Here is a 23,616-nt window from a genome sequence, read left to right as displayed (position 1 = left end):
CGAAGCCGCCGACGCCGCCCCGGCCCCGCCCGCCGGTTCAGCCCTCCCGACGGGCGGCCGGCCGGCGGGCGGCGCGCTGCCGGCGGCGGAGCACCACCAGGAGGTCGACCAGCGCGAAGACCGCGCAGACCACGCAGATCAGGGTGACCACCCGCAGCGCGTCGGGACTGACGGCGTCGCCGGGCCGGGCTCGGCCCCACCAGACGCCGAAGACCACCGCGCCGGCGATGAAGAGCGGGGTGAAGACGGCGGACAGCAGCAGCCGCAGCCGGAGCGCGCTGAGCGCGGTGATCGGCTCGGTGCCGGTACGGGCGTGCCGGGGTCTGCTCATGGCCGGGCCTCCCAGGGACGGGACCGCCCGGGTACCCCGCGCGCGCCGTCAACACACACACCGCCACGCGGCGGGGGTGCTGGGGCCGGCCGGCCCCAGCACCCCCGGTGGGCTCAGCGGACCTCGGAGATCTCCGGGCCGCGCCGCAGCTTGTCCAGCCCGCCGGCGAACCGGGAGACCGGCGCCTCGTCGCCCGCCGCGGCCTGCTCCTTCTTGACCCCGTCCGGCACCATCTGGGCGTCGTCCGGCAGCTTCAGCACGATCGGGTCACGGGGCGCCATCGGGCCGTCCCCGCGCACCACCACCGTGTCCTGGAAAATCTGTTCCAACAGGCCGGCGGCCTGCGGCTGCACCGCGCCCTGCCCGGAGATGACCCCCCGCAGGAACCAGCGCGGGCCGTCCACGCCGACGAAGCGCACCACCTGGGCGCCCTGCTTGCCGTCCGGCAGCTTGACCGGCACCCGGGCGCGCAGCTCCCAGCCCAGCGGGCCCTCGATCTCCTCGATGACGCCGCCCTGTCCGGTGATCCCGGCGGCGATCTCCTCGCGCACCTCGCCCCAGATGCCCTCCCGGCGGGGGGCGGCGAACGCCTGCAGCTGCACGGCGCTGTCCTTGAGCACCACGGTGGCCGCGACGATGGCGTCGCCCGCGACCTCGACCCGCAGCTCCATGCCCTGGACGCCCGGCACGAAGAGGCCGCCGAGATCGACCCGCCCCTCGGCCGGCTTGGAGACCTCGCTCAGGTCCCAGGGCCCGTCGGGGCGCGGCGCCGGCTCCAGCTTGACCCGGCGCACCTCGTCCTCGTCCGGAGTCTCGTCGGCGGTCGCCTCGACCGCGTCCTCGGGCTTTGCGTCTCGCTTACGACGACGTCCGAACACGTCACTGTCCTTTCCGGTCGGCGGCCTCGCCGGGGCCGACCGCAGCATAGGAGTTCCCGGCGTCCGCGTGGCCGCCGGTGGAGCCGAAGCCCCCGGAGGACCGCGCCGATCCCGGCAGCTCCGCGACCTCGTGGAACCGCACCGTCTCCACCCGCTGGACGACAAGCTGGGCGATGCGGTCAAAACGCTGGAACCGCACGCTCTGCCGCGGGTCCAGATTGATCACAATGACCTTGATCTCCCCACGGTACCCGGCGTCGATCGTGCCCGGGGCGTTCACCATCGACACCCCACAGCGGGCGGCGAGCCCGGAGCGCGGATGCACAAAGGCCGCGTACCCCTCGGGCAGGGCCACGGAAACCCCGGTGGGCAGCACCATCCGCTCTCCCGGCGCCAGCTCCGCGGCCTCGGTGGTGACCAGATCGAAGCCGGCGTCCCCGGGGTGGGCCAGCGCCGGCACCGGCACCTCGGGGTCGAGCCGGCGCAGCAGCACGTCGACCGGGCGACTCATCGGGCCACCTCCCCACGGGGGGAGGAAAGCCGCCTCGGGGGCGGCGGAAGGAAACGCCTCGGGCCGTGCCCGGAGGACCTCGACAGGGTCAGGACCGCACTCACGATGCAGACCCTACCGCCGCTGGACGGGCCGGGAGGCGAGCCTGCGATGCTTGGGCCATGAAGGCGTATGACGAGCGACTGACGGTCCCACGGACCTGGTGGCTGATGGCCCTGATGGCAGTGCTGCTCCTGGGGGTGGCGCTGGTGCCGCTGGGCCCGGTGCCCCTGCTGGCCGGGATGGCGGCCGGCGGCGCGCTGGTCGGGATGGCGCTGAGCGCCTACGGCGGCGCCCGGATCCGGGTGGCCGCCGGCTCGCTGGTCGCCGGGAACGCCAGAGTGCCCCTTGGCGCCCTGGGTGAGGCCCGGGCGCTCAACGCCGATGAGGCGCGCGCTTGGCGCACCCATCGAGCGGATGCCCGGGCTCATATGTTGTTGCGGGCGTACATCCCCACCGCGGTGCGGGTCGAAGTGTCCGATCCGGATGACCCCACGCCCTACCTCTACCTCTCGACCCGCCGGCCTCAGCGGCTCGCCGCCGCGCTGGCCGCCGCCCGCCCGGACGCGGAGTAACCGCCGGTCCGGGCGGGACCTCAGGCCGCGCAGTCCCGGCAGATCGGCTGGCCGTCCTTCTCGTCGGCCAGCTGGGACCTGTGGTGGACCAGGAAGCAGCTCATGCAGGTGAACTCGTCCGCCTGCCGAGGCAGAACCCGGACCGACAGCTCCTCGTTGGACAGGTCGGCGCCGGGCAGTTCCAGGCCCTCCGCCTGCTCGAACTCGTCGACGTCGACCGTGGACGCGGACTTGTCGTTCCGCCGGGCCTTCAGCTCCTCGATGCTGTCCTCGTTGACGTCATCGTCGGTCTTGCGTGGAGTGTCGTAGTCGGTTGCCATTTCGTTCTCCCCCTCCGGGTGTCTGTGATGTCTCAGCGCACGTAACGCGCGGGGGGTCGGAATTTGTGCCCGACCCAAGGCGGAGATTTTGCCTCACATCAAGTGCTGTTACTCAATCGACACCCAACCGAACGCCTGAAGAGGTGATCGCGGCGGCTGCCGATCGGGCCGAGAACCGGCCAAAAGGCCCGTCCCGGCCAGTGGGGCACGCGGCTAGTAACGCGTGCGTATGCGATTGATCACATCTCCTTCTTTCCCGTCCCACGGCCTCGTCAGACGGGGATCGTCACCCGCATCACGAGGCCGCCGCCCTCTCTGGGGACGGCCTGGACGTAGCCACCATGGGCGCGCGCCACGGACCGCACGATCGACAGCCCGAGCCCGACACCCTTGTCACTACCGGTGCGCTCGGTGCGCAGCCGACGAAAAGGCTCAAACATGTTGTCGATCTCGTAGGCCGGCACCACCGGCCCCGTATTCTCCACCACGAGCACCGCGTGTCCCGACCTGGCCTCCGTGTCCACCCGCACCCAGCCGTCAGCCGGCAGGTTGTACCGGATGGCGTTCTGCACCAGGTTGAGCGCGACCCGCTCCAGCAGCACGCCGTTCCCCTGGACCCAGAGCTGCTGGCGGACCCCGGACAGCTCGACGCCGCGCTGCTGCGCCTCGCCGCGGGACTGCTCGACGGCCTGGCCGGCCACCTCGGCGAGGTCGACCGGCTTGTGGTCGATGATCTCGTTCTCGCTGCGGGCCAGCAGCAGCAGCCCCTCGACCAGCTGCTCGCTGCGCTCGTTCGTGGCCAGCAGGGTCTTCCCCAGCTGACTGATCTCGACGGAGGCCTCCGGGTCGGAGAGCTGCACCTCCAGCAGCGTGCGGTTGATGGCCAGCGGGGTGCGCAGCTCGTGCGAGGCGTTGGCCACGAAGCGTTGCTGGGCCGTGAAGGCCCGGTCCAGCCGGTCCAGCATCTCGTCGAAGGTGTCGGCCAGCTCCTTGAACTCGTCGTCCGGGCCGTCCAGCTCGATCCGGCGGTGCAGGTCGGAGCCGGCCACCTGGCGGGCGGTGCGGGTGATCCGGCCCAGCGGGGAGAGCACCCGGCCGGCCATCACGTAGCCGAAGGCGAAGGCGGCCACCGCGAGCCCCAGCAGCGCCAGCAGGGAGCTGCGCAGCAGCTTGTCCAGGGCGATGGAACTCTGCCGGTCGGAACACGCGTCCAGCCAGCTCTCGAAGGCCTCGCTGCTCACCAGCCCGCTGATACCGGAACACACGTCCGAGGTGATGGTGACCTCGGTGCTGCTGGTGAACTCGAACGGCGGGCGGCTGCCGTTCTCCAGGGCCCGGGCGGCGATCAGGTAGATGATCGTCAGCAGCACCACGCCGGCGATCAGGAACATGCCGCCGTAGAGCAGCGTGAGCCTGATTCGGATGGTCGGGCGGAACCAACTGCGGTGCTGGTCGCTGTCGGCCGGGTCCCACTGGGGCTTGGGCGGGGCGACCGGGCGGGCCGCCGGCCGCGCGGGCGGCCCGGACGGCCTGGGCGGAAAGGAGACCATGGCGCCTCAGATCCGGTAGCCGGCGCCCGGCACGGTCGTGATCACCGGCGGATCGCCCAGCTTGCGGCGCAGCGTCATCACCGTGACCCGCACCACGTTGGTGAACGGGTCGGTGTTCTCGTCCCAGGCCTTCTCCAGCAGCTGCTCGGCGGAGACCACCGCGCCCTCCCCGCGCATCAGCACCTCCAGCACGGCGAACTCCTTCGGCGCGAGCTGCACCGGCCGGCCGCTCCGGAAGACCTCGCGGCGGTTCGGGTCCAGCGTGATGCCGGCCCGCTCCAGCACCGGCGGCAGCGGCGCCGTGGCCCGCCGGCCAAGCGCCCGGACCCGGGCGATCAGCTCGCTGAAGGCGAACGGCTTGGGCAGGTAGTCGTCGGCGCCGATCTCCAGCCCCTCGACCCGGTCACTGACGTCACCCGAGGCGGTCAGCATCAGCACCCGGGTGGGCAGCGCCCGCGCCACGATGTGCCGGCAGACGTCGTCCCCGTGGGCCAGGGGCAGGTCCCGGTCGAGCACCACCACGTCGTAGTCGTTGAGATCGACACGCTCCATGGCCGCCTCGCCGTCGTACACCACGTCCACGGCCATGGCCTGCCGCCGCAGCCCTGTGGCCACCGCGTCGGCGAGGAGCCGCTCGTCCTCCACGACGAGTACCCGCACGTCGGTCCCTCTCTCTGGTCACCTGGCGCGCGGCTTCGCTGACCGCGCGCCACCATCCTGCCCGCAACCCGCGTAAGCCGGTGGTAAATGGCCGGGGCCCGGCAGATGACGAGCAGATTCTCCGCGGCGGGCAGGTTTCCCGGTCCCACGGGCCGGGGACGTAGCCCTCACACACCCCGTGACCACCCGCGAAGGCGGCAAGCCACCCAGCGCTGCCGACCGGACCGGACCGCCGTGGTCGCACCCGCCGCGGCACTCCCCCAGTGCCGCCGACCTGAGACGAGGGGGCGCACCTTGGACGCGTTCACCGCTGACATCCGCCAGCGCATCGAGAACACCCAGTCCGATCTGCACCGCGCCCGTGCGGCAGGAGATCTGTTCACCATGGACGTCGAGCAGGCCGAGCTGGACGACCTGCGCCGACTGGCCGCCGAGCTCGGCGTCAGGGTCGCCTGACGCCGGCGGCCGCCCGACCTCGACGAGGGCGGGGCGCCTCGGGAGAGACCTCCCCGGCGCCCCGCCCTCGCGTGTGCCGGCCGTTCAGTCGTGCCAGGCACCCCAGTCGTCCAGCAGCGGCTGGAGCCGCTCGAAGACCCCGGGACTGGCCGCCACTGTCAGGTTCCCGTCCGGCCGCGCCCCGACCCGGCCGCCGGTGCGCGCGCCCGCCTCCCGGGCGATCAGGTCGCCGGCCGCCAGGTCCCAGGGCATCAGACCGCGCTCGTAGAAGCCGTCCAGCCGGCCGCCCGCGACGTCGGCCAGGTCGATCGCCGCCGATCCCGACCTGCGGATGTCCCGCACCAGCGGGATCAGCCGCTGGGCCAGGGCGGCCTGGGCGGTGCGCACGGTGGCCACGTAGTTGAAGCCGGTGCCGATCAGCGCCTGGGCCAGCTCGGGGCTGGGCCGGGTGGTCATCGGCTGCGGCAGGCCGCCGCTGGCGGTCCGCCGGGCGCCGCCGCCCAGCGTGGCGTGGTAGGTCTCGCCCCGCATGGGCGCCTCGACCACCCCGACCACCGCCCGGCCGTCCAGCTCGGCGGCGATCGAGACGGCCCACTGGGGCAGCCCGTAGAGGTAGTTCACGGTGCCGTCCAGCGGGTCGATGACCCAGCGCACGCCGCTGCCGCCGGCCCGTTCGCCACCCTCCTCCCCGAGGATCCCGTCGTCCGGCCGGCGCTCCAGCAGGAACTCGGTGATCAGCCGCTCGGCCGCGATGTCCATCTCGGTGACGACGTCGATCGGGCTCGACTTGGTCGCCGCCACGCCGAGGTCGGCCGGGCGGCCGTCGCGGAGCAGCACGCCGGCCCGGCGGGCCGCCTCAAGGGCCAGCTCCAGCAGTTCGGCCAGCAGGGCGTTGTCGGGGGGCTCGGGGGGCACGGGAATCTCCTTGCCGGACGGGTACGGGTGACGAGGAAGGGCGGGCGGCTGGCTCACGCCGGGCTGTCGACGCCGGCCGCCGCCGGCTTCGCCACCCGGCCGGCGCAGCACCCCACCGGGCAGACGTCGTGGCTGGCGCCGAGGCCGCCCAGCGCCGGGCGCTCGGGGCGCTCGCCGCGCTCGGTGGCCGCCCGCTCCAGGACCAGCTCCCGCAGCGCGGCGACGAACCGCGGATGGGCGCCGACGGTGGGCGACCTGACGGCCAGCAGGCCCAGCTCCTCGGCGGTGGCCAGCGCCTCGGTGTCGAGGTCGAAACGGACCTCCATGTGGTCGGAGACGAACCCGACGGGGACCAGCACCACGGCCCGCCGCCCCTGGGCGGCCAGCTCCCGCAACCGGTCGTTGACGTCCGGCTCCAGCCAGGGGACGCGGGGCGAGCCGCTGCGGGACTGGTAGACCAGCTCCCACTCGCGGGGCACCCCGGTGGCCTCGCCGACCCGCTCGGCCACCACCCGGGCGGCGTCCAGGTGCTGCGCCAGGTAGGCGCCGCCGGCGCCGTGGCCGGCCGGCGGCCCCGACACGTCGGCGGCCGAGTTCGGGATCGAGTGGGTGGTGAAGACCAGCCGGGCGTCGGCCCGCTCGGCGGCGGGCAGCCGGGCCAGCGACTCCAGCACGCCCTCGGCCACCGTCTCCAGGAAACCCGGGTGGTTGTAGTAGAGCCGCAGCTTGTCCACCCGGGGTGGCTCCAGGCCCTCCGACCGGAGCGTGGTGAGCGCCTCGGCCAGGTCCTCGCGGTACTGGCGGCAACCGGAGTAGGAGGCGTAGGCGCTGGTCACCAGGGTGAGCACCCGGCGCCGGCCGTCGGCGACCAGCTCCCGGAGGGTGTCGGTCAGATAGGGCGCCCAGTTGCGGTTGCCCCAGTACACCGGCAGGTCCACACCCCGCTCGGCGAAGTCGTCGCGGAGCGCGGTCAGCAGCGCGCGGTTCTGCTCGTTGATCGGACTGACCCCGCCGAACAGGTGGTAGTGGGCGCCGACCTCGGCCAGCCGTTCGCGGGGGATACCACGCCCCCGGGTCACGTTCTCCAGGAACGGCAGGACGTCGTCGGGTCCCTCGGGGCCACCGAAGGAGAGCAGTAGCAGGGCGTCATAGGGCTGGGCAGCGAGCACACCTTCCATGCCCGCGATCCTGCCACTAGCCCGTCGGCGCATCCTCGGTGGCGTCCTCCGGCTGGGCGTTCCGGCCGGGCGTGGTCGGCTCGTCGGACGAGGGGGCAGGGGCGGTGGGCTCCGCCGGCGCGGCCGGGGGCTCGCCGGTCTCGGCCGGCGGGGCGTCCTGGGTCGGCGGCGGCGACTCGCCGGGCGTGGTCGACCCGTCCCCGGTGGGTCCCTCCTCGCCGGCGCCCTCCTCCGGCGTGGTGGACGGCTCCTCCGCGCCGGGCTCGGAGGCGTCGGGCCCGGTGTCCGAGTCGGACTCGGGGTCGCTGTCGGTGTCGGTGTCGGTGTCGGTGTCGGCTGGCTCGGACTCGGTGTCGTCGGCCGGCGTACCGCCGGTGCCGCCGCGGCCGAAGAGGTCACCGACCGAGGTCTCGCCGGCCCGGTCCTGCTGCCACCAGCCGGCGAACGAGGAGCCGGAGGCCAGCTCGATCCCGGTGATCGCCGTCATCGCCAGCACGAACACCCCGAGCGCCACGGCCAGCCGGCGCCTGAGCCGCCCCGGGCGGCCGGCGCGGCGCCGGGGCGCCCGGCGCCGCTCGGCGGGGGCCTGGGCGGCCGGGGCCGGGTCGGCGGCCCGGCCGCCGCGGTCCAGGATGTGCTGGAAGACCGGGCCGCCGGCCGTGGCGATCAGGCTGATCAGGCCGGCGCCCAGCACCGTGCCGTAGACGCCGAGCCCGGAGGCGAGCAGCGCGCCGGCGACCGTGGCCGCCGCGCTCGCCACCACCTGGGGCCAGGTCAGCTCGATCCGCCGGCGCCCGGCGCCGCTCGGCGCCGGCGGGGCCGCCGGATCGTCTCCGTCGTCCGCTCCGCGCGGAATCTTTACCTTCGCATCCACCATTCGCCTCAACCCACACACTGTTCACACTGGACCCACGGATATGACCAGCGAACGAGGAGGAAAGTTCCGAATTCGGGGGTTCTGTGAGGCTTGCCACCCGAAGTCACACCGGATCGTTCGGTCAACTCCCCTACCGCCTGAGAACTTCGACCGCGTGGCGCCACACCCCCGTGGCCCTAATGGAGTAGTGTGACCACGCCTGGTCCCAGGTCCGGTTTGCCCCCTGCGACGCGACGCTCTCGCGCCGGTCAGCGCACGTGGCAAAGTGGCGACTGTGCCATAACATCGGTTCCAGACCACGGCCCGACACGCCGGGCAAGTCGGCAAGGTTGTGGCACGCTGCGCCCGGGCAAGTCACACTCGTCTGGCAGGAGCAGCGACGTACGTGACGTCGGCAGGCACCACCCGGGAGGTTCTCGTGCCCGAACTGCGTGTCGTGGCCGTGAGCAATGACGGCACACGACTGGTGCTGAAAGCTGCCGACAACACGGAATACACCCTGCCCATCGACGAACGGCTGCGCGCCGCCGTGCGCAACGACCGGGCGCGGCTGGGACAGATCGAGATCGAGGTGGAGAACCACCTCCGCCCGCGGGACATCCAGGCGCGGATACGAGCCGGTGCGACGGCCGAGGAGGTCGCCCAGTTCGCCGGCATCCCGGTCGACCGGGTGCGCCGGTTCGAGGGGCCGGTCCTGGCCGAGCGCGCGTTCATGGCGGAGCGGGCCAGGAAGACCTCGGTGCGCCGGCCGGGCGAGACGGCCGGGCCGCAGCTCGGCGAGGCCGTCGCGGAGCGGCTGATGCTGCGCGGCGCCGACAAGGACGCGGTCCGTTGGGACTCCTGGCGCCGGGACGACGGCACCTGGGAGGTGCTGCTGGTCTACCGGGTCGCCGGCGAGACGCACTCGGCGAGCTGGATGTACGACCCGCCGCGCCGGCTGGTGCAGGCGGTGGACGACGAGGCCAGGTCGCTGCTCGGGGAGACCGACGACACGCCGGAGCCCAGCACCCCGTTCGTGCCCCGGATCGCCCGGCTGCCCCGGGAGAACGAGCGGGCCGACCGCCGCGTGGCCCCCGAGCCGAGCCCGCGCCTGGAGAACGACACGGACTCGCTGACCAGCCTGCTGGAGGCGGTGCCCAGCTTCCGTGGCGATCTGGTGGTGCCCGAGTCGCCGGCGCCCGCCCCGGACGCCGAGGACCAGCCGGAGTTCGCCGAGGCCGACGAGGAGACGCCGGCGGCCAGGGGACCGGCCGCGGCGGCCGGCAGCGCCGGCTCCACCTACGCGGACGTGCTGATGCCGCGTTCGGTCGGCGGCCATCGGGACCGGCTCACCGGCACCACGGACCGCCAGGCGGAGGCCGACGGGGTCCGCCCCGGCCGCCGGGCCGCGGTGCCGAGCTGGGACGAGATCGTCTTCGGCACCCGCCGCAAGAAGAAGGACTGAGCGGCCTCCCCGGAGCGGTGCGCGACGCACCGCCCCGGGAGGACCCGTCAGCCGGGCTGCGGCCCGCGCGCGACCGGGCGCCCCGGCTGGGCCGCCCACTCGCTCCACGAGCCCGGGTAGAGCGCCGCGGGGACGCCCGCCACGGCGAGCGCCAGGACCTGGTGCGCCGCGGAGACGCCGGAGCCGCAGTAGACGCCGACCGCGCTCCCCTCGGTGACGCCCAACGCGGCGAAGCGGTCGCCCAGTTCGGCCGGCGAGCGCAGCCGGCCGTCCGGGCCGACGTTCTCCGTGGTGGGGGCCGAGACGGCGCCCGGGATGTGGCCGGCCACCGGGTCGATCGGCTCCACCTCGCCCCGGTACCGCTCGCCCGCCCGAGCGTCCAGCAGCACGCCGCGCCTGGCCAGTTCGGCGGCGCCGTCCGCGTCGAGCACCGGCAGGCCGCCGGGCTCCGGCACGAAGTCGCCCTCGGCCGGCGTGGGCTCCGTCGTCTCCAGCGGGCCAGGCCAGGCGGCCAGGCCACCGTCCAGCACCCGCACGTCCCGGTGCCCCGCCCAGCGCAGCAGCCACCAGGCGCGGGCCGCCGCCCAGCCGTCCCCGGCGTCGTAGACCACCACCGGCCGGCCCAGCGACACACCCGCCCGGCGCATCGCGGCACCGAAGACCTCCGGGTCGGGCAGCGGATGCCGGCCGGCCGGGCCGGCCGGCCCCGCCAGCTCCCGGTCGAGGTCCACGTAGACCGCCCCCGGCAGGTGCCCCGCCAGGTACTCGGGGTGTCCGGGCGGCCCGCCGAGCCGCCAGCGGACGTCGAGCAGGACGGGCCGCTCGGTGGCTGAAGTCGCAGGGGTGGTGATGGCGGCGAGGTCCGCGGCCGGGATGATCGCTGTCATGGCCCCATTGTCCCCGCGCGCGGGGGAGACTTGTTCGGTGTGCGCGGGGGCAGGGGTGTGGATGGGTATCGAGGAGGGAGCAGGATGACCGAGGCAGCGAATCCCCCGACGTCGGGGACGCACCGTTGGGTGAGCCTGATGGTCCATGACCTGACGGTCGCTCAGCGGTTCTACGGTGAGCTGTTCGGCTGGGAGTTCGACGCCGGGCCGGCTCAGCTGGGCCCCTACGTCAGGGCGCTGCGGGACGGCCACCCGGTGGCCGGGCTCGGCGAGTTCGCGTCCGAGGTGCGTCAGCGGGTGGTCGCCTGGCTGCCCTACATCGCCACCAGGGACGTGGACGCCACCGCCGCCACGATCCGCGAGTGCGGTGGCACGGTCGCGGTGGGACCGATGGAGGTGGACCAGGTGGGGCGGCTGGCCATCGCCTCGGACGTGAACGGGGCGGCTTTCGGCCTCTGGCAGGGGGGACCGCGACGCAGCGGCCCCTACTCCGGGCCGAGCGGCGCGCCGGAGTGGAACGAGCTGATCACCGCGGACACGTCGGTGGTGAGCAAGTTCTACACGCATGTCCTGGGCTACGAGGCCACGCCCGAGCCGGCGCAGCCGGCGGAGCTGGACTACCTGACGCTGCGGCTGGACGACCGTCCGGTGGCCAGCGTCCGGGGCGTCGGGGCGCGGGCCCTGCCGCAGGACCGGGGGCCGCACTGGCTGACGTACTTCTCGGTGCCGGACGTGGACGAGGCGCTGCGCACCGTGGAGGGGCTGGGCGGCAAGGCGCTCACCGACCCCGAGGTCTCGCCGTTCGGCCGCTGGGCCAAGGCGGCCGACCCGGAGGGCGGGATCTTCGCCGTCGTCCGGCCGCCCGGCCGCTGAGCCGGGGCCGGCGCGGCGTGCCCGACCGGTGACGGCCGGCGCCGGCGGGACGGCCCCTCGGGCCGGTCCACCGGCGCCGGTCCCCCGTCGGCGCGGCTCAGCTGTGCTGCCGGGGTACTCCTTCCGTGGGAAGCACCTCGGGCGACAGTTGACCCGCGCCGGCGGTGGCCGCCGTGAGCCGCCTGCGGTGGTGGCGGCGGCAGAGCACCTCGTACCCGACATCGCCCCGGCGCGCGTCGGGGCCGCCGGCCACGTCCCCGACCACCACCTGCGCCCCCTCGACCACCATCCGGCCGCCGACGGTGCGCGCGTTGTGCGTGGCGCGGGCGCCGCACCAGCACAGCGCCTCGACCTGGAGCACCTCGACCCGGTCGGCCAGCTCGATCAGCCGCTGCGAGCCGGGGAAGAGCTTGGTGCGGAAGTCGGTCGTGATGCCGAAGGCGTACACGTCGATGCCCAGGTCGTCGACGACCCGGGCCAGTTGGTCGACCTGTCCCGGCGAGAGGAACTGCGCCTCGTCGGCGATCACGAAGTCGACCCGGCCGCCGGCCGTCAGGTGGCGCACCAGGTGCGCGTGGAAGTCGAAGTCCTCCCCCGTCTCCGTGGCCTCGGCGACCAGCCCGAGGCGGGACGAGATCCGGCCGGCGCCGGCGCGGTCGTTGCGGGTGAAGATCATGCCCAGCAGGCCGCGCGCGGAGCGGTTGTGCTGGATCTGCAGGGCGAGGGTGCTCTTCCCGCAGTCCATCGTGCCGGAGAAGAAGGCGAGTTCAGCCAAGGGAACGGCTCCAGGTCAGGTGCGGACTTCCAGCAGCGGTACCAGCTGCTCTGCGGAGGTGAGGGAGCCGTGCATGCCGATCAGCGCGGACTCGCGGGGCTCGGACTCGCTGGCGATGACCGCCGCCGTGCCCGTCATCGCCACCACCACGTCGCCGATCCGAGGGCGGACCCGGGGCTCCAGCGCGCCGCCCGGCGGCCCGAACCAGCCAAGCTCGACGGCCTCGTCCCGGGTGACGACCCAGGCGTCCTCGGCGAGCACCTCGCGCCAGACGGCGTACACGTCGGCCGCGGCGCCGGGGACCGCGTAGAGGTGGCGGGCCCGTCCCTCACCGCCGAGCTGGGCGACGCCGGCCGCCAGCTCCCAGTCGTGGTCGAAGTCGAACCTGGCCTCCTCGGTGACCGGCACGTCGACCATGCCGTGGTCGCCGGTGACGTAGAGGACGGCGCGCGGCGGGAGCCGCTCGGCCAGCCGGCGGGCCAGCCGGTCGGCCTGCATCAACTGGCCACGCCAGGCGTCCGAGTCGACCCCGAAGCGGTGGCCGGCGCCGTCCAGCTCGGCGTAGTACGTGTAGACCAGGGTCCGGTCGGCCTCGCCGAGCCGGCTGGCCGCCAGGTCGACGCGGTCCTCGACCAGGGCTCGCCCCAGGAAGGAGCCACCGGAGAGGGCGACCCGGGTGAGCGGGGTGCGCTCGAAGTGCGGGGCGGAGACCTGGCAGGTGGCGACGCCGGCGGCGGCGGCCCGCCGGAAGAGCGTCGGGTGCGGCTGCCAGCGCGCGGGCTCCGTCCAGGGCTCCCAGCGCAGCTGGTTCATCAGGGCGCCGCTGCCCGGGTCGAGTACCCGGTAGCCGGCCAGGCCGTGCGCGGCCGGCGGCAGGCCGGTGCCCAGCGAGGCGAGCGAGGTGGCGGTGGTGGCCGGGAAGCCGACCGTGATGGGGGCCCCGGCGCCGGCCCGTGAGGTGGGCAGCAGCGAGCTGAGGAACGGGGCCAACTCGGCGTGCGCGCCGAGCTGTTCCCAGCCGAGGCCGTCGATCAGGAAGACACAGACCCGGTCGGCCGGCGGCAACTCGAAGGCGGGGCTGGGGCCCGGCACATCGAGCCCGGCGAGCACGGCGGGCAGCAGGTCGGCCAGCGATCCGGTGCCGTACCGGGGCGCGGGGGCACCGCGTGGGTCGAGCGGGCGCGGCGAGGCGGACCAGTCGCCGGGGAACGGAGCGGGCGGCTGGCCGTCGGGGCCGGCGGTCACCTGCCGGACACCGCGGTCGCCTCGGAGAGCGCCTGCGCGAACTCCAGGGCCTGGCGCACCGTTTCCGGACCGTCGCCGGCCTCGCTGACCCGCAACGACAGGTCGTCGGCGGTGGACGAGCCGGTGTAGCCGTGGTCGGCCTCGCAGTTGGGGTCGCCGCAGTTGGCCGGCTCCATGTCGATCCGGGAGACCGCGCCCCAGCCGATGGTCAGCACCACCTCGCGCGGCAGCGTGCCGGGGACGTAGGACTGCGGGTCCGCGACGACCCGGCTGAGCACGACGGAGGAGATCCGGTTGAGCTTGACCGACTCGGTCGAGGTGGTGGCGTAGGACGTCGGGGCGTTGCCGTCGGCCGGCTGCTCGTCGGTGTGGCTGACGATGAACCGGGTGCCGGTCAGCACCAGCACGGTGGCGTGCCGGCGCACCTCGTTGCTGTCGAACGTCGTCTCCTGGTGGACCAGGAAGGAGACGACGGGCTCCCGCCCCACGGCGGCCTCCACCGCCTCAGCGACGAGCGCTGGGTAGTAACCGCTGCGCTCGATCGCCTCCCGCAGCCCCTGGGACGTGGTACCGGTCTTCGCCATGCGCCCATCCTAAGGGGCGACCCCGACAGCGCAGGGGGCGCTGACCGGGAATCCACGCCCTGGGGGTCGCGCGCCGGGCGCCGGGCGTGGTCAGTAGGCGGGCAGCCGACGCGGCCCCAGGTCAGGGCGGGGTGGCGGCGGGGCGAGCAGCACCGTCGCGGAGAGCACCGCGACCCCCCGGTCGGCGACGACCACCGGATCGAGTTCGACGCGGGCGATCTCGGGGTGGTCGTCGACCAGCCGGCCGAGTCGCCCCAGCAGCCCGGCCAACGCCTCGGTGTCCACCGGCCGGGCGCCGCGCCAGCCGAAGAGCATCGGGGCGGCCCGGGGCGCACGGATCAGCGTGGCCACGTCCCGGTCGGTGACGGGCAGCAGTCGGTGGGCGATGTCGCCGAGCAGTTCCGCGGGCGGGCCGGCGAGGCCGAAGGAGAGCGCGGCGCCGATCGCCGGATCGACGGTGGCCCGCACCACGGTGTCCACGCCACGCGGCGCCATCGGCTGAACCATCGGGCGCAGGCCGGCGGGATCGCCCAGCCGTTGGGTCAACTCTCCGTAGGCACGTCGCAGTTCGACCTCGGTGCCGAGGTCGAGCCGGATGGAGCCCGGCACCGCCCGGTGCCGCAGCCGGGGCGCGGTGGCCTTGAGCGCCACCGGGTAGCCGAGGGTCTCGGCCGCCGCGACGGCGGCGTCCACGGTGGGGGCCGGCCTGGTCGGCAGCACGGCGATGCCGTAGGCGCCGAGCAGGGCCATGGTGTCCGCGGGCGACAGTTCGCTGTCCCGGGCGGGCCGGGACACCCGGACGCCGGCCAGCAGCCGGGCCGCGGCCGGCTCGTCGATGTCGTCGAACTCCAGGGCGCGGCCCCGCTGGTGGGCGCCGGCCAGCCACTCGGCGTGCCGCACCGCCAGGCCCAGCGCGCGGGCGGCGCGGTCGGCCGACGGGTAGGTCGGCACGCCCCGGGCGCCGATCTCGGCGGCCAGCTCGTCCAGCGCCAGCTGGGCGACCAGCACCGGCTTGTCGCCGGCCGCGCCGGCGCTGGCGGCGCGCAGCGCGGTCGCCAGCTCGTCGGTGCCCGGGCCGCCGGCGACGGTGGGCGCGAGGGTGACCAGCACCGCGTCGGCCGCCGGGTCGGCGAGCGCGGCGGCGACGGCCGCGCCGAACGCGGCGGCGTCGGCGGCGTCCTCGACATCGCCCAGCGGCAGCGGCCGCAGTCGCTGGGCGCGGCAGGCGTCGTGTGCGCTCAGGGCGAGCGCCTGGGCGTTGCCGACCACCGCGACCGCGGGGCCGGCGGGCGCCGGCTGCTGGGCCAACAGCAGCCCGACGTCGACGAGTTCGACGGCGGTGTCGACCTGGATCACGCCGGCCTGGCGGAGCAGCGCGGCGACCGTCTCCTCGGGCGCCTGGCTGGCCGGCACGAGGTGGCCGCTGGGCGGCGCGCCGCCGCTGTGCCGGCCGCCGCGCACCACCACCACGGGCTTGCCGGCCGCGGCGGTGCGGCGGGCGAGCCGGGTGAACTTGCGGGGGTTGCCGACCGACTCCAGGTACAGCAGGGCGACCCGGGTGCGTTCGTCGTCGTGCCAGAACTGGAGCACGTCGTTGCCGGAGACGTCGGCCCGGTTGCCGGCGGAGACGAAGGTGGACAGGCCGCCGCCGCGGGACTCCAGCTCGTCCAGCACCGCGATGCCCATGGGCGCGGACTGGGTGAACAGGCCGATGCGGCCGGGGGTGGGCAGTCGGGGGGCGTGGCTGGCGTTGAGGCTGACCTCGGGCGCCGTGTTGATCACGCCGAACGCGTTGGGGCCGATGATCCGCATGCCGTGGGCCCTGGCCTGGCGCACCAGGGCGCGCTGTTCGCTCCTGCGGTGGCCGTCGGCGAGCACCACCAGGCCCTGGGTACCGCGCTCGGCGCAGTCGGCGAGCAGCCCGGCGACCTCGGCGGCGGGCACCGCGAGCACCGCGAGGTCCACCGGCTCGGGGATCTCCCGCACCGAGCGGTAGCCGGGTACCCCGGCCAACACCGCGGTCTCGGCCGGCAGTTCCCGGTTCACGGCGGACAGCCGGCCGGTGAAGCCGCCGGCCAGCAGCCCGGCGAGCACGGTGCGGCCGGCGCCGCCCGGCTGGCGGCCCACGCCGACCACGGCCACGCTGCCCGGGTTGAGCAGGCGGTGCACGGAGCGGGCCTCGGCGCGCTGCTCGCGGGCCCGCATCACGGCCAGCGACTCGGCGGTGGGCGTCAGGTCGAGGGTCAGGTGGACGGCGCCGTCGGCGAAGCTGCGGCGCTGCGAGTAGCCGGCGTCGGTGAAGACCTTGATCATCTTGCGGTTGGCGGGCAGCACCTCGGCCTCGAACCGGCGCACCCCGCGTTCCTGGGCGACCGCCGCGATGTGCTCCAGCAGGGTGGAGGCCAGACCCCGGCCCTGGTGGGCGTCCTCGACCAGGAAGGCCACCTCGGCGCGGTCGGCGGGCAGCGAGGCCGCGCGGCCGTGCCGGTCGATCCGGTCGTAGCGGACGGTGGCCAGGAACTCGTCGCCGACGGTGGCGGCCAGGCCGACCCGGTCGACGTAGTCGTGGTGGGTGAAGCGGTGCACGTCCCGGTCCGAGAGCCGGGGGTAGGGCGCGAAGAAGCGGTAGTACTTCGACTCGTCGGAGACCCGCTCGTAGAAGTTGACCAGGCGGTGCGCGTCGGCCGGGGTGATCGGCCTGATGTGCGCCGTGCCGCCGTCCCGCAGCACCACGTCGGCCTCCCAGTGCGCTGGGTAGGCGGGTTGGGCGGTTCCCTCCATGGCTTCAGCGTACGGTTGGCATGGTCGCAACGGGTGGTTCGGGACCCGGCTGGCGGCCAGCGGTCCACTCCCGACCTCGGAAGGAACACCCACATGGTCGAGCGTCGCGTCACCATCGGCTGGCCCGAGGGGCTGCACGCCCGTCCCGCCTCGATCTTCGTGCGGGCGGCCACGGCGACGGGGGTGCCGGTGACGGTGGCCCGGGCCGGCGGCGCGCCGGTGAACGCCGCCTCCATGCTGGCGGTGCTCAGCCTGGGCGCGCAGGGCGGCGAGGAGATCGTGCTGACATCGCCGGCCGCGGGCTCGGCAACGGACGCGGCGGTGGCCGACGAGGCGCTGGAACGACTGGCGAAGTTGGTTTCCGAAGGGCTTGAGGAACTTCCGGAAACGGTCTGAGCAATTCCACTCAGCGGCCCGCCGAATTCGGGCAGCACCATAAAACGCCGAGGCGATATCGGGCACCGCGGGAACGCGTTTCGACGTTGTTCGCACCAGGTGTATACGACCGCTGTTAAATCTGGCCGCGCAGCGTGTTTACGGCAGGTTTCCTGGCGCTCACCACGGCAGCCTGGAACTGCCGGCGGGCCGGGTCGCTCCGCGCCAGCTGGGCGGCCGAGAGCGCCCGGGCGCGCTCGGCGTCCCCCCGGGTGATCGCGTCCACCAGCGCGCCCCGCTCCTGCCAGAGCGCCACCGCCCCGGCCAGCGGCTCGCCCGTGTAGAGCCAGGTGATCTTCCGTCGCAACTGCACCAGCAGGTCGCTGAGTCCGGGGCTGCAGGTGGCCTGGGCGACCGTCTCGTGGAACCAGTCCCCCAACGACCGCAGGTCCGCCTCCTGGCCCTGGGCGGCCCGCTGCCGGCCCAGCCTGACCAGGCCGCGCAACACCTTCAGGTGCGCCTCGGTGCGCCGTTGGGCGGCCCGGGCGGCGCCCAGCGGCTCGACCAGGGCCCGCACGTCCAGCAGGTCGGCCGCCTCCCGCTCGCCCAACTGGGCCACGCACGCCCCGGCATGACGCCGGGAGACCACGAAGCCCTCGGACTCCAGGGTGCGCAGCGCCTCCCGCACCGGCACCCGGGAGACGCCGTACCGCTGGGCCAGCTGCTCCTCCGCCAGCCGGGCGCCCGGCACCAGCACGCCGCCCACGATGTCGTCCCGGATCGCGGTGCATACCGTGTGCGCGGAGATCCGCATAACCAACCCCCACAGCCAATCGCCGGCACTGCCCTGTCGCATTTCCACCGGGTCACTCACCAGAACTGTATGGCAAAACCCCGGGAATGCCGATAGCCGGCCGGAGGAACCGGCCCCTTTCGGTCGTTTATCCGAAAAAGCGTGGGGAGAACGCGGCCCGGCCACGCTCTCCCCACGGACGACGTCGGCGACGGTCAGCCGCCGACCACCTCGACCTCGCCGATGCCCAGCGCCCGCACCGGCTCCGCGATCTGCTTGGCGTCACCGACCAGCACCGTCACCAGCCCGTCCGGCGGGAACGCCCGCACCACGGCTGCGGTGGCCTCGACCGTGCCGGTCTCGGCCAGCCGGGCGTAGAGCCTGGCCTGGTAGTCGTCCGGCAGCTCCTCCTCCACCTGGTCGGCCAGCGCCCCGGCGACGGCCGCGGCCGTCTCGAAGCTCAACGGCGCGACGCCGACCAGGAACTGGACGGCCGCGTCCCGCTCCTCGTCGGTCAGCCCGTCGGCGGCCAGGGTGCGCAGCACCTGCCACAGGTCGGCCAGCGCCGGCCCGGTGACGTCGGTGGCCACCGAACCCCGGATGCCGAGCAGCGAGATGCCGTCACCGGCCGCGCTGGAGCGCAGCACCTGGCTGCTGGCCCGCACCCCGTAGGTGTAGCCCTTCTCCTCGCGCAGCACCTTGTCCAGCCGCGAGGTCAGGGTGCCGCCCAGGCAGTAGACGCCCAGCCGGTGCGCCGGCCAGACCGGGTCGTGCCGGTCGGGGCCGACCCGGGCGATCAGCAGCTGCGTCTGGACCGCGTCCGGGCGGTGCACGATGACCACCCGCGGGGTGTCCCGCACCTCGACCGGCGCGAAGCTGACCGGCTCGGCCGGCGCGCCGGTCCAGCCGCCCAGGGTCTCCTTGAGCACCGAGTCCAGGTCGATCCCGGTCAGGTCGCCGACGATCACCGCGGTGGCGGCGGCCGGCCGCAGGTGCGCCGCGTAGAAGGCGCGCACCGCGGCCGCGTCGATGCCGCGGACGCTCTCCGCGGTGCCCTGCCGGGGCCTGGCGAGCCGGGAGTCCTCGGGGAAGAGCGTGGCGTACATCGTCATCGCCGCGCGCCGGCCCGGGTTGGCCAGCTCGTGCGGGATCTCGTCCAGCCGGTTGGCGACCAGCCGCTCGATCTCGTGCTCCGGGAAGGCGGGGGCCCGCAGCGCGTCCGAGACCAGGCGCAGCGCGCCGGCCAGCCGGGACGCCGGCACCTCAAGGGAGACCCGGACGCCGACGTGGTCGGCGAAGGTGTCCAGGGTGGCGCCGCAGCGCTCCAGCTCGGCGGCGAACTCCTCCGCGGTGTGCCGGTCGGTGCCCTCCGACAGGCCGCGCGCCATGATGGTCGCCACGCCCTCCAGCTCACGCGGCTCGGCGGCCAGCGGGGCGGTCAGGTTGATCTCCACCGCGACCACCTGTTGCCCGGGGCGGTCGGCGCGCAGCACGGTCAGCCCGTTGGGCAGCGTACTGCGGTCCGGCGCCGGGAAGGCCCACGGCTTGGGCGCCCCGCCGGTCGGGCGTGGGTGCAGCGTCATCCGCGCCGCGTTCCCGGTCCCCTCGGTCACTGCTCGGCCCCCTCGTTCTCGTCGTTCCCGGTCGCCGACCGCTCCTCGGTCGGGGTGGGCTCGTAGACCAGCACCCCGCGGTTGTCCGGGCGGAGCCGGGCGGCGGCCACCGCCTGGACCTCCTCCGGGGTGATCTCCAGGATCCGCTGGACGGCCGTCAGCGCCAGCTGCGGGTCCCCGAAGAGCACGGCGTACTTGCAGAGTTCGTCGGCGCGGCCCCCGACCGTGGCCAGCCGGTCCAGCCACTCCCGTTCCAACTGGGCCTGGGCGCGCTCCATCTCCTCGGGCGTCGGGCCCTCGGCGGCGAACCTGGCCAGCTCCTCGTCCACGGCCGCCTCGATCTCGGCCACCTCGGCCTCGCCCGAGGTCTTGACGTCCAGCCAGCCCATCGAGGGGGCGCCGGCCAGCCGCAGCATGCCGAACCCGGCCGAGACCGCCGTCCGGTCGTGCCGCACCAGCCGGTTGTAGAGCCGGGAGGACTCGCCGCCGCCCAGCGCGGTCAGCGCCAGGTCGGCCGCGTCGGCCTCCCGGGTGCCGTCCTGCGGGAGCCGGTAGGCGGCCATCAGCGCGCGGGCCGGCACGTCCTCGCGGACCAGCTCGCGCACCTCGTCGCCGATCACCTCGGGCAGCGCGCCGTCCCGCGGCGGCAGCTTGCCGTCGTGGCCGGGGATGCTGCCGAAGTACCGCTCCACCCAGGCCAGGGTGCGCTCCGGGTCGATGTCACCGACCACCGCGAGCACCGCGTTGTTCGGCGCGTAGTAGGTGCGGAAGAACTCCCTGGCGTCGGCCAGCGAGGCCGCGTCCAGGTCGGCCATCGAGCCGATCGGGGTGTGGTGGTAGGGGTGACCCTCGGGGAAGACCATCGAGGTGAGCTTCTCGAAGGCGGTGCCGTAGGGCACGTTGTCATACCGCTGCCGGCGCTCGTTCTTCACCACGTCGCGCTGGTTCTCCATGGACTCCTCGTCCAGCGCGCTCAGCAGGGTGCCCATCCGGTCGGCTTCCAGCCACAGCGCCAGCTCCAACTGGTGGGCCGGCATGGTCTCGAAGTAGTTGGTGCGCTCGAAGCTGGTGGTGCCGTTGAGCGAGCCGCCGGCGCCCTGGACCAGCTCGAAGTGGCCGTTGCCCTTGACTTGTTCCGAGCCCTGGAACATCAGGTGCTCGAAGAGGTGCGCCAGCCCCGTTCGCCCCGCCACCTCGTGGCGGGAGCCGACGTCGTACCAGATGCAGACGGCGGCCACCGGGGTGAGGTGGTCCTCGGAGAGCACCACGCGCAGGCCGTTGGCGAGTCTGTGCTCCTTCGCGGTGAGCCCACCGACGGTATCCTGCGGGCTGGCCGTGTGGCCCATGGACATGAGGTCCCTTCGCTCGGTCGGTAGAGACGCCTGTCACCTTATGCAAGGTGAGCCAGCGTGTGCGAAGTTCCCGGTTGTCAGCGGGGCGGTCCACAATGGTCGCCAGCAACCCGCCCGCCTGTACGAAGGAGCCCTGCCGCGATGGCCCGCCGCAGCAAGCAGTCCCCGCCTCCTGAGGAGTTCGAGGAGCGGATCCTCGACATCGATGTCGTCGATGAGATGCGGGGCTCCTTCCTGGAGTACGCGTACTCGGTGATCTACTCGCGCGCCCTGCCGGACGCGCGGGACGGCCTCAAGCCGGTACAGCGGCGCATCCTGTACCAGATGCACGACATGGGGCTGCGCGCCGACCGCCCCTACGTGAAGTGCGCCCGGGTCGTCGGCGAGGTGATGGGCAAGCTCCATCCGCACGGCGACTCCGCCATCTACGACGCGCTGGTCCGGATGGCCCAGCCGTTCTCGATGCGGCTCCCGCTGGTCGACGGCCATGGGAACTTCGGTTCCCTGGGGAACGACGACCCGCCGGCCGCGATGCGGTACACCGAGTGCCGGTCCGACGCGGCGGCCGGGCTGATGGTCGCCTCCATCGACGAGGACACCGTCGACTTCGCGCCGAACTACGACGGCAGCGAGCAGGAGCCGGCGGCGCTGCCCGCCGCCTACCCGAACCTCCTGGTGAACGGCTCCAGCGGCATCGCGGTCGGCATGGCGACCAACATGCCGCCGCACAACCTGGTCGAGGTGATCGCCGCCGCCCGCCACCTGATCAAGCATCCGGGCGCCGACCTGGAGACGCTGCTGCGCTTCGTGCCCGGCCCCGACCTGCCCACCGGCGGCAAGATCGTCGGCCTCGGCGGCATCCGCGACGCGTACCGGACCGGCCGCGGCACCTTCCGGATGCGCGCCACGGTCACGGTGGAGAAGGTCTCGGCCCGCCGACGCGGTCTGGTCGTCACCGAACTGCCGTTCGCGGTGGGCCCGGAGAAGGTCATCGGCAAGATCAAGGACCTGGTCAACGCCAAGCGGCTGACCGGCATCGCCGACGTCAAGGACCTCACCGACCGGGAGAACGGGCTGCGCCTCGTCATCGAGGTGAAGAACGGCTTCAACCCGGAGGCGGTGCTGGCCCAGCTCTACAAGCTGACGCCGATGGAGGAGACCTTCGGCATCAACAACGTGGCCCTGGTGGACGGTCAGCCGCTGACCATGGGCCTGCGCGAGCTGCTCCAGGTCTACGTCGACCACCGCTTCGAGGTGGTGCGCCGGCGCAGCGAGTTCCGCCGCGGCAAGCGCCGGGACCGGCTGCACCTGGTCGAGGGCCTGCTGGTGGCGCTCCTCGACATCGACGAGGTGATCCGGCTGATCCGCTCCAGCGAGAACGCGGCGGAGGCCAAGGAGTCCCTGATGGCCCGCTTCGAGCTGTCGGAGATCCAGACGCAGTACATCCTGGACACCCCGCTGCGCCGGCTGACCCGCTTCGACCGGCTGGAGCTGGAGGCCGAGCGCGACCGGCTGACCGGCGAGATCGAGGAGCTGACCCGCATCCTCGACTCGGACGCCGAGCTGCGCAAGCTGGTCTCGACCGAACTGGGCGAGGTGGCCAAGAAGTTCGGCACGCCGCGCCGCACGGAGCTGGTGGAGGCCGAGGGCACGCAGGTCGAGGCGGTGCCGCTTGAGGTCTCGGACGACCCGTGCCGGGTGCTGCTCTCGTCGACCGGTCTGCTGGCCCGCACCGCGGACGGGCAGGGCGGGCTGAGCGAGCAGGCCAAGCGCGCCAAGCACGACGTGATCGTCTCCGCCGTGCAGTCCACGATCCGGGGCGAGGTCGGCGCGGTCACCTCGGCCGGACGGCTGCTGCGGATCTCCGTGGTAGACCTGCCGACGCTGCCGCCGGCCGCCTCGGCGGCCAGCCTGGCGGGCGGGGCGCAGCTGTCGGAGTTCGTCTCGCTCACCGCGGACGAACGGGTGGTCTGCCTGACCACGCTGGACGAGTCGTCGCCCGGGTTGGCCATCGGCACCGAGCAGGGGGTGGTCAAGCGGGTCGTCCCCGACTACCCGGCCAACAAGGAGGAGTTGGAGGTCATCTCGCTCCGCGAGGGGGACCGAGTCGTGGGCGCCGCCGAGTTGCAGACCGGCGAGGAGGACCTGGTCTTCATCACGGACGAGGCGCAGCTGCTGCGCTACCCGGCGGGCCAGGTCCGGCCGCAGGGGCGGCAGGCGGGCGGCATGGCGGGGGTGAAGCTCGGCGAGGGGTCGCGGGTGCTCTCCTTCTCGGTGGTCGATCCGGCCCGGGAGGCGGCGGTCTTCACGGTGGCCGGCGGCTCCGGCACGTTGGACGACGCGTTCGGCACGGCCAAGGTGACACCGTTCGACCAGTTCCCCCGCAAGGGGCGGGCCACCGGCGGGGTGCGCTGTCAGCGCTTCCTCAAGGGTGAGGAGCGGCTGATCTTCGCCTGGGCCGGGGCGACCCCGGCGCGGGCGGCGGGGAAGGCCGGCGCGCCGGTCGAGCTGCCGGCGCCGGACCCGCGCCGGGACGGCTCCGGCGTGCCGCTGGCGAAGCAGGTGACGGCGGTCGCCGGGCCGGTGGGCTGACCGGCCCGGCGG

At 74.1% G+C, this 23,616-nt stretch carries 23 protein-coding genes; 6 read left to right on the top strand and 17 right to left on the bottom strand.

Annotated features, from left to right (window positions below; all coding sequences use genetic code 11):
• Positions 1–37: 37 nt before the first annotated feature.
• The 3 genes from RM844_RS07955 to dut form a co-directional block, all read right to left on the bottom strand.
• Positions 38–331: a DUF6343 family protein gene (locus RM844_RS07955; protein ID WP_311666244.1), complete on the bottom strand. Its 294-nt coding sequence runs from the start codon at positions 329–331 to the stop codon at positions 38–40.
• 113 nt (positions 332–444) lie between these two features.
• On the bottom strand, positions 445–1,209 hold the full coding sequence (locus RM844_RS07950; protein ID WP_311666243.1) for a DUF3710 domain-containing protein: 765 nt from the start codon (positions 1,207–1,209) through the stop codon (positions 445–447).
• Position 1,210: 1 nt separating this feature from the next.
• The gene (gene dut, locus RM844_RS07945; protein WP_311666242.1) at positions 1,211–1,720 is read right to left on the bottom strand and encodes a dUTP diphosphatase; all 510 of its coding nucleotides are present in this window, start codon (positions 1,718–1,720) and stop codon (positions 1,211–1,213) included.
• A 161-nt stretch (positions 1,721–1,881) separates the two neighbouring features.
• On the opposite strand from dut, the gene RM844_RS07940 reads away from it, so the two are divergent.
• Positions 1,882–2,334, top strand: a complete 453-nt coding sequence (locus RM844_RS07940; RefSeq protein ID WP_311666241.1) for a DUF3093 domain-containing protein — start codon at positions 1,882–1,884, stop codon at positions 2,332–2,334.
• Positions 2,335–2,354: 20 nt separating this feature from the next.
• On the opposite strand, the gene RM844_RS07935 is transcribed toward RM844_RS07940, so the two are convergent.
• The 3 genes from RM844_RS07935 to RM844_RS07925 form a co-directional block, all read right to left on the bottom strand.
• Positions 2,355–2,654: a DUF4193 domain-containing protein gene (locus tag RM844_RS07935; protein ID WP_062214304.1), complete on the bottom strand. Its 300-nt coding sequence runs from the start codon at positions 2,652–2,654 to the stop codon at positions 2,355–2,357.
• A 272-nt stretch (positions 2,655–2,926) separates the two neighbouring features.
• The gene (locus RM844_RS07930) at positions 2,927–4,204 is read right to left on the bottom strand and encodes a sensor histidine kinase (RefSeq protein ID WP_311666240.1); all 1,278 of its coding nucleotides are present in this window, start codon (positions 4,202–4,204) and stop codon (positions 2,927–2,929) included.
• A gap of 6 nt (positions 4,205–4,210) precedes the next feature.
• The gene (locus RM844_RS07925) at positions 4,211–4,864 is read right to left on the bottom strand and encodes a response regulator transcription factor (RefSeq protein WP_311666239.1); all 654 of its coding nucleotides are present in this window, start codon (positions 4,862–4,864) and stop codon (positions 4,211–4,213) included.
• A 294-nt stretch (positions 4,865–5,158) separates the two neighbouring features.
• On the opposite strand from RM844_RS07925, the gene RM844_RS07920 reads away from it, so the two are divergent.
• The gene (locus RM844_RS07920; RefSeq protein ID WP_311666238.1) at positions 5,159–5,320 is read left to right on the top strand and encodes a hypothetical protein; all 162 of its coding nucleotides are present in this window, start codon (positions 5,159–5,161) and stop codon (positions 5,318–5,320) included.
• Positions 5,321–5,404: 84 nt separating this feature from the next.
• Here the strand turns inward: RM844_RS07920 and RM844_RS07915 are convergent, their stop codons facing one another.
• The 3 genes from RM844_RS07915 to RM844_RS07905 are packed head-to-tail and all read right to left on the bottom strand — an operon-like array spanning position 5,405 to position 8,290.
• On the bottom strand, positions 5,405–6,235 hold the full coding sequence (locus RM844_RS07915) for an inositol monophosphatase family protein (RefSeq protein ID WP_311666237.1): 831 nt from the start codon (positions 6,233–6,235) through the stop codon (positions 5,405–5,407).
• A 53-nt stretch (positions 6,236–6,288) separates the two neighbouring features.
• Positions 6,289–7,413 (bottom strand): ferrochelatase, encoded by a 1,125-nt coding sequence (locus RM844_RS07910; RefSeq protein WP_311666236.1) that lies wholly within the window; start codon positions 7,411–7,413, stop codon positions 6,289–6,291.
• 16 nt (positions 7,414–7,429) lie between these two features.
• Complete coding sequence (locus RM844_RS07905) at positions 7,430–8,290, bottom strand: ICP22 family protein (RefSeq protein WP_311666235.1); 861 nt, start codon at positions 8,288–8,290, stop codon at positions 7,430–7,432.
• A 385-nt stretch (positions 8,291–8,675) separates the two neighbouring features.
• Between RM844_RS07905 and sepH the strand changes: the two genes are divergently transcribed.
• Complete coding sequence (gene sepH, locus RM844_RS07900; RefSeq protein ID WP_311666234.1) at positions 8,676–9,734, top strand: septation protein SepH; 1,059 nt, start codon at positions 8,676–8,678, stop codon at positions 9,732–9,734.
• Between the two features lie 47 nt (positions 9,735–9,781).
• Here sepH and RM844_RS07895 read toward each other — a convergent pair whose 3' ends face one another.
• Positions 9,782–10,621: a sulfurtransferase gene (locus RM844_RS07895; protein ID WP_311666233.1), complete on the bottom strand. Its 840-nt coding sequence runs from the start codon at positions 10,619–10,621 to the stop codon at positions 9,782–9,784.
• Positions 10,622–10,705: 84 nt separating this feature from the next.
• On the opposite strand from RM844_RS07895, the gene RM844_RS07890 reads away from it, so the two are divergent.
• Positions 10,706–11,494, top strand: a complete 789-nt coding sequence (locus RM844_RS07890; protein ID WP_311666232.1) for a VOC family protein — start codon at positions 10,706–10,708, stop codon at positions 11,492–11,494.
• A 97-nt stretch (positions 11,495–11,591) separates the two neighbouring features.
• Here RM844_RS07890 and RM844_RS07885 read toward each other — a convergent pair whose 3' ends face one another.
• From RM844_RS07885 to RM844_RS07870, 4 genes are all read right to left on the bottom strand, one after another.
• Positions 11,592–12,269, bottom strand: a complete 678-nt coding sequence (locus RM844_RS07885; RefSeq protein WP_311666230.1) for a thymidine kinase — start codon at positions 12,267–12,269, stop codon at positions 11,592–11,594.
• A 15-nt stretch (positions 12,270–12,284) separates the two neighbouring features.
• Positions 12,285–13,514, bottom strand: a complete 1,230-nt coding sequence (locus RM844_RS07880) for an alkaline phosphatase family protein (protein WP_311666229.1) — start codon at positions 13,512–13,514, stop codon at positions 12,285–12,287.
• Positions 13,511–14,098 (bottom strand): DUF5998 family protein, encoded by a 588-nt coding sequence (locus RM844_RS07875; protein WP_311666228.1) that lies wholly within the window; start codon positions 14,096–14,098, stop codon positions 13,511–13,513. The genes RM844_RS07880 and RM844_RS07875 overlap by 4 nt, the downstream gene beginning before the upstream one ends.
• A gap of 90 nt (positions 14,099–14,188) precedes the next feature.
• Entirely contained in the window at positions 14,189–16,879 is a 2,691-nt protein-coding gene (locus RM844_RS07870; RefSeq protein ID WP_311666227.1) for a bifunctional acetate--CoA ligase family protein/GNAT family N-acetyltransferase, read from the bottom strand.
• 93 nt (positions 16,880–16,972) lie between these two features.
• Between RM844_RS07870 and RM844_RS07865 the strand changes: the two genes are divergently transcribed.
• The gene (locus RM844_RS07865) at positions 16,973–17,275 is read left to right on the top strand and encodes an HPr family phosphocarrier protein (protein ID WP_311666226.1); all 303 of its coding nucleotides are present in this window, start codon (positions 16,973–16,975) and stop codon (positions 17,273–17,275) included.
• 115 nt (positions 17,276–17,390) lie between these two features.
• On the opposite strand, the gene RM844_RS07860 is transcribed toward RM844_RS07865, so the two are convergent.
• From RM844_RS07860 to RM844_RS07850, 3 genes are all read right to left on the bottom strand, one after another.
• Positions 17,391–18,068 carry a GntR family transcriptional regulator gene (locus tag RM844_RS07860; protein WP_311666225.1) on the bottom strand — a complete coding sequence of 226 codons (678 nt, stop codon included), beginning with the start codon at positions 18,066–18,068 and terminating at the stop codon, positions 17,391–17,393.
• Positions 18,069–18,262: 194 nt separating this feature from the next.
• On the bottom strand, positions 18,263–19,630 hold the full coding sequence (locus tag RM844_RS07855; protein ID WP_311666569.1) for a M16 family metallopeptidase: 1,368 nt from the start codon (positions 19,628–19,630) through the stop codon (positions 18,263–18,265).
• Positions 19,631–19,656: 26 nt separating this feature from the next.
• The gene (locus tag RM844_RS07850) at positions 19,657–21,006 is read right to left on the bottom strand and encodes a M16 family metallopeptidase (RefSeq protein WP_311666568.1); all 1,350 of its coding nucleotides are present in this window, start codon (positions 21,004–21,006) and stop codon (positions 19,657–19,659) included.
• A gap of 147 nt (positions 21,007–21,153) precedes the next feature.
• Here RM844_RS07850 and RM844_RS07845 point away from each other — a divergent pair, with 147 nt between their 5' ends.
• Entirely contained in the window at positions 21,154–23,604 is a 2,451-nt protein-coding gene (locus RM844_RS07845) for a DNA gyrase/topoisomerase IV subunit A (protein ID WP_311666224.1), read from the top strand.
• Positions 23,605–23,616 lie beyond the last annotated feature (12 nt).

The organism is Streptomyces chisholmiae, assembly GCF_031845445.1.
In the GTDB taxonomy this organism is placed as follows: Bacteria; Actinomycetota; Actinomycetes; order Streptomycetales; family Streptomycetaceae; genus Streptomyces; species Streptomyces chisholmiae.
This window is presented reverse-complemented; position numbering and strand designations above follow the sequence as displayed.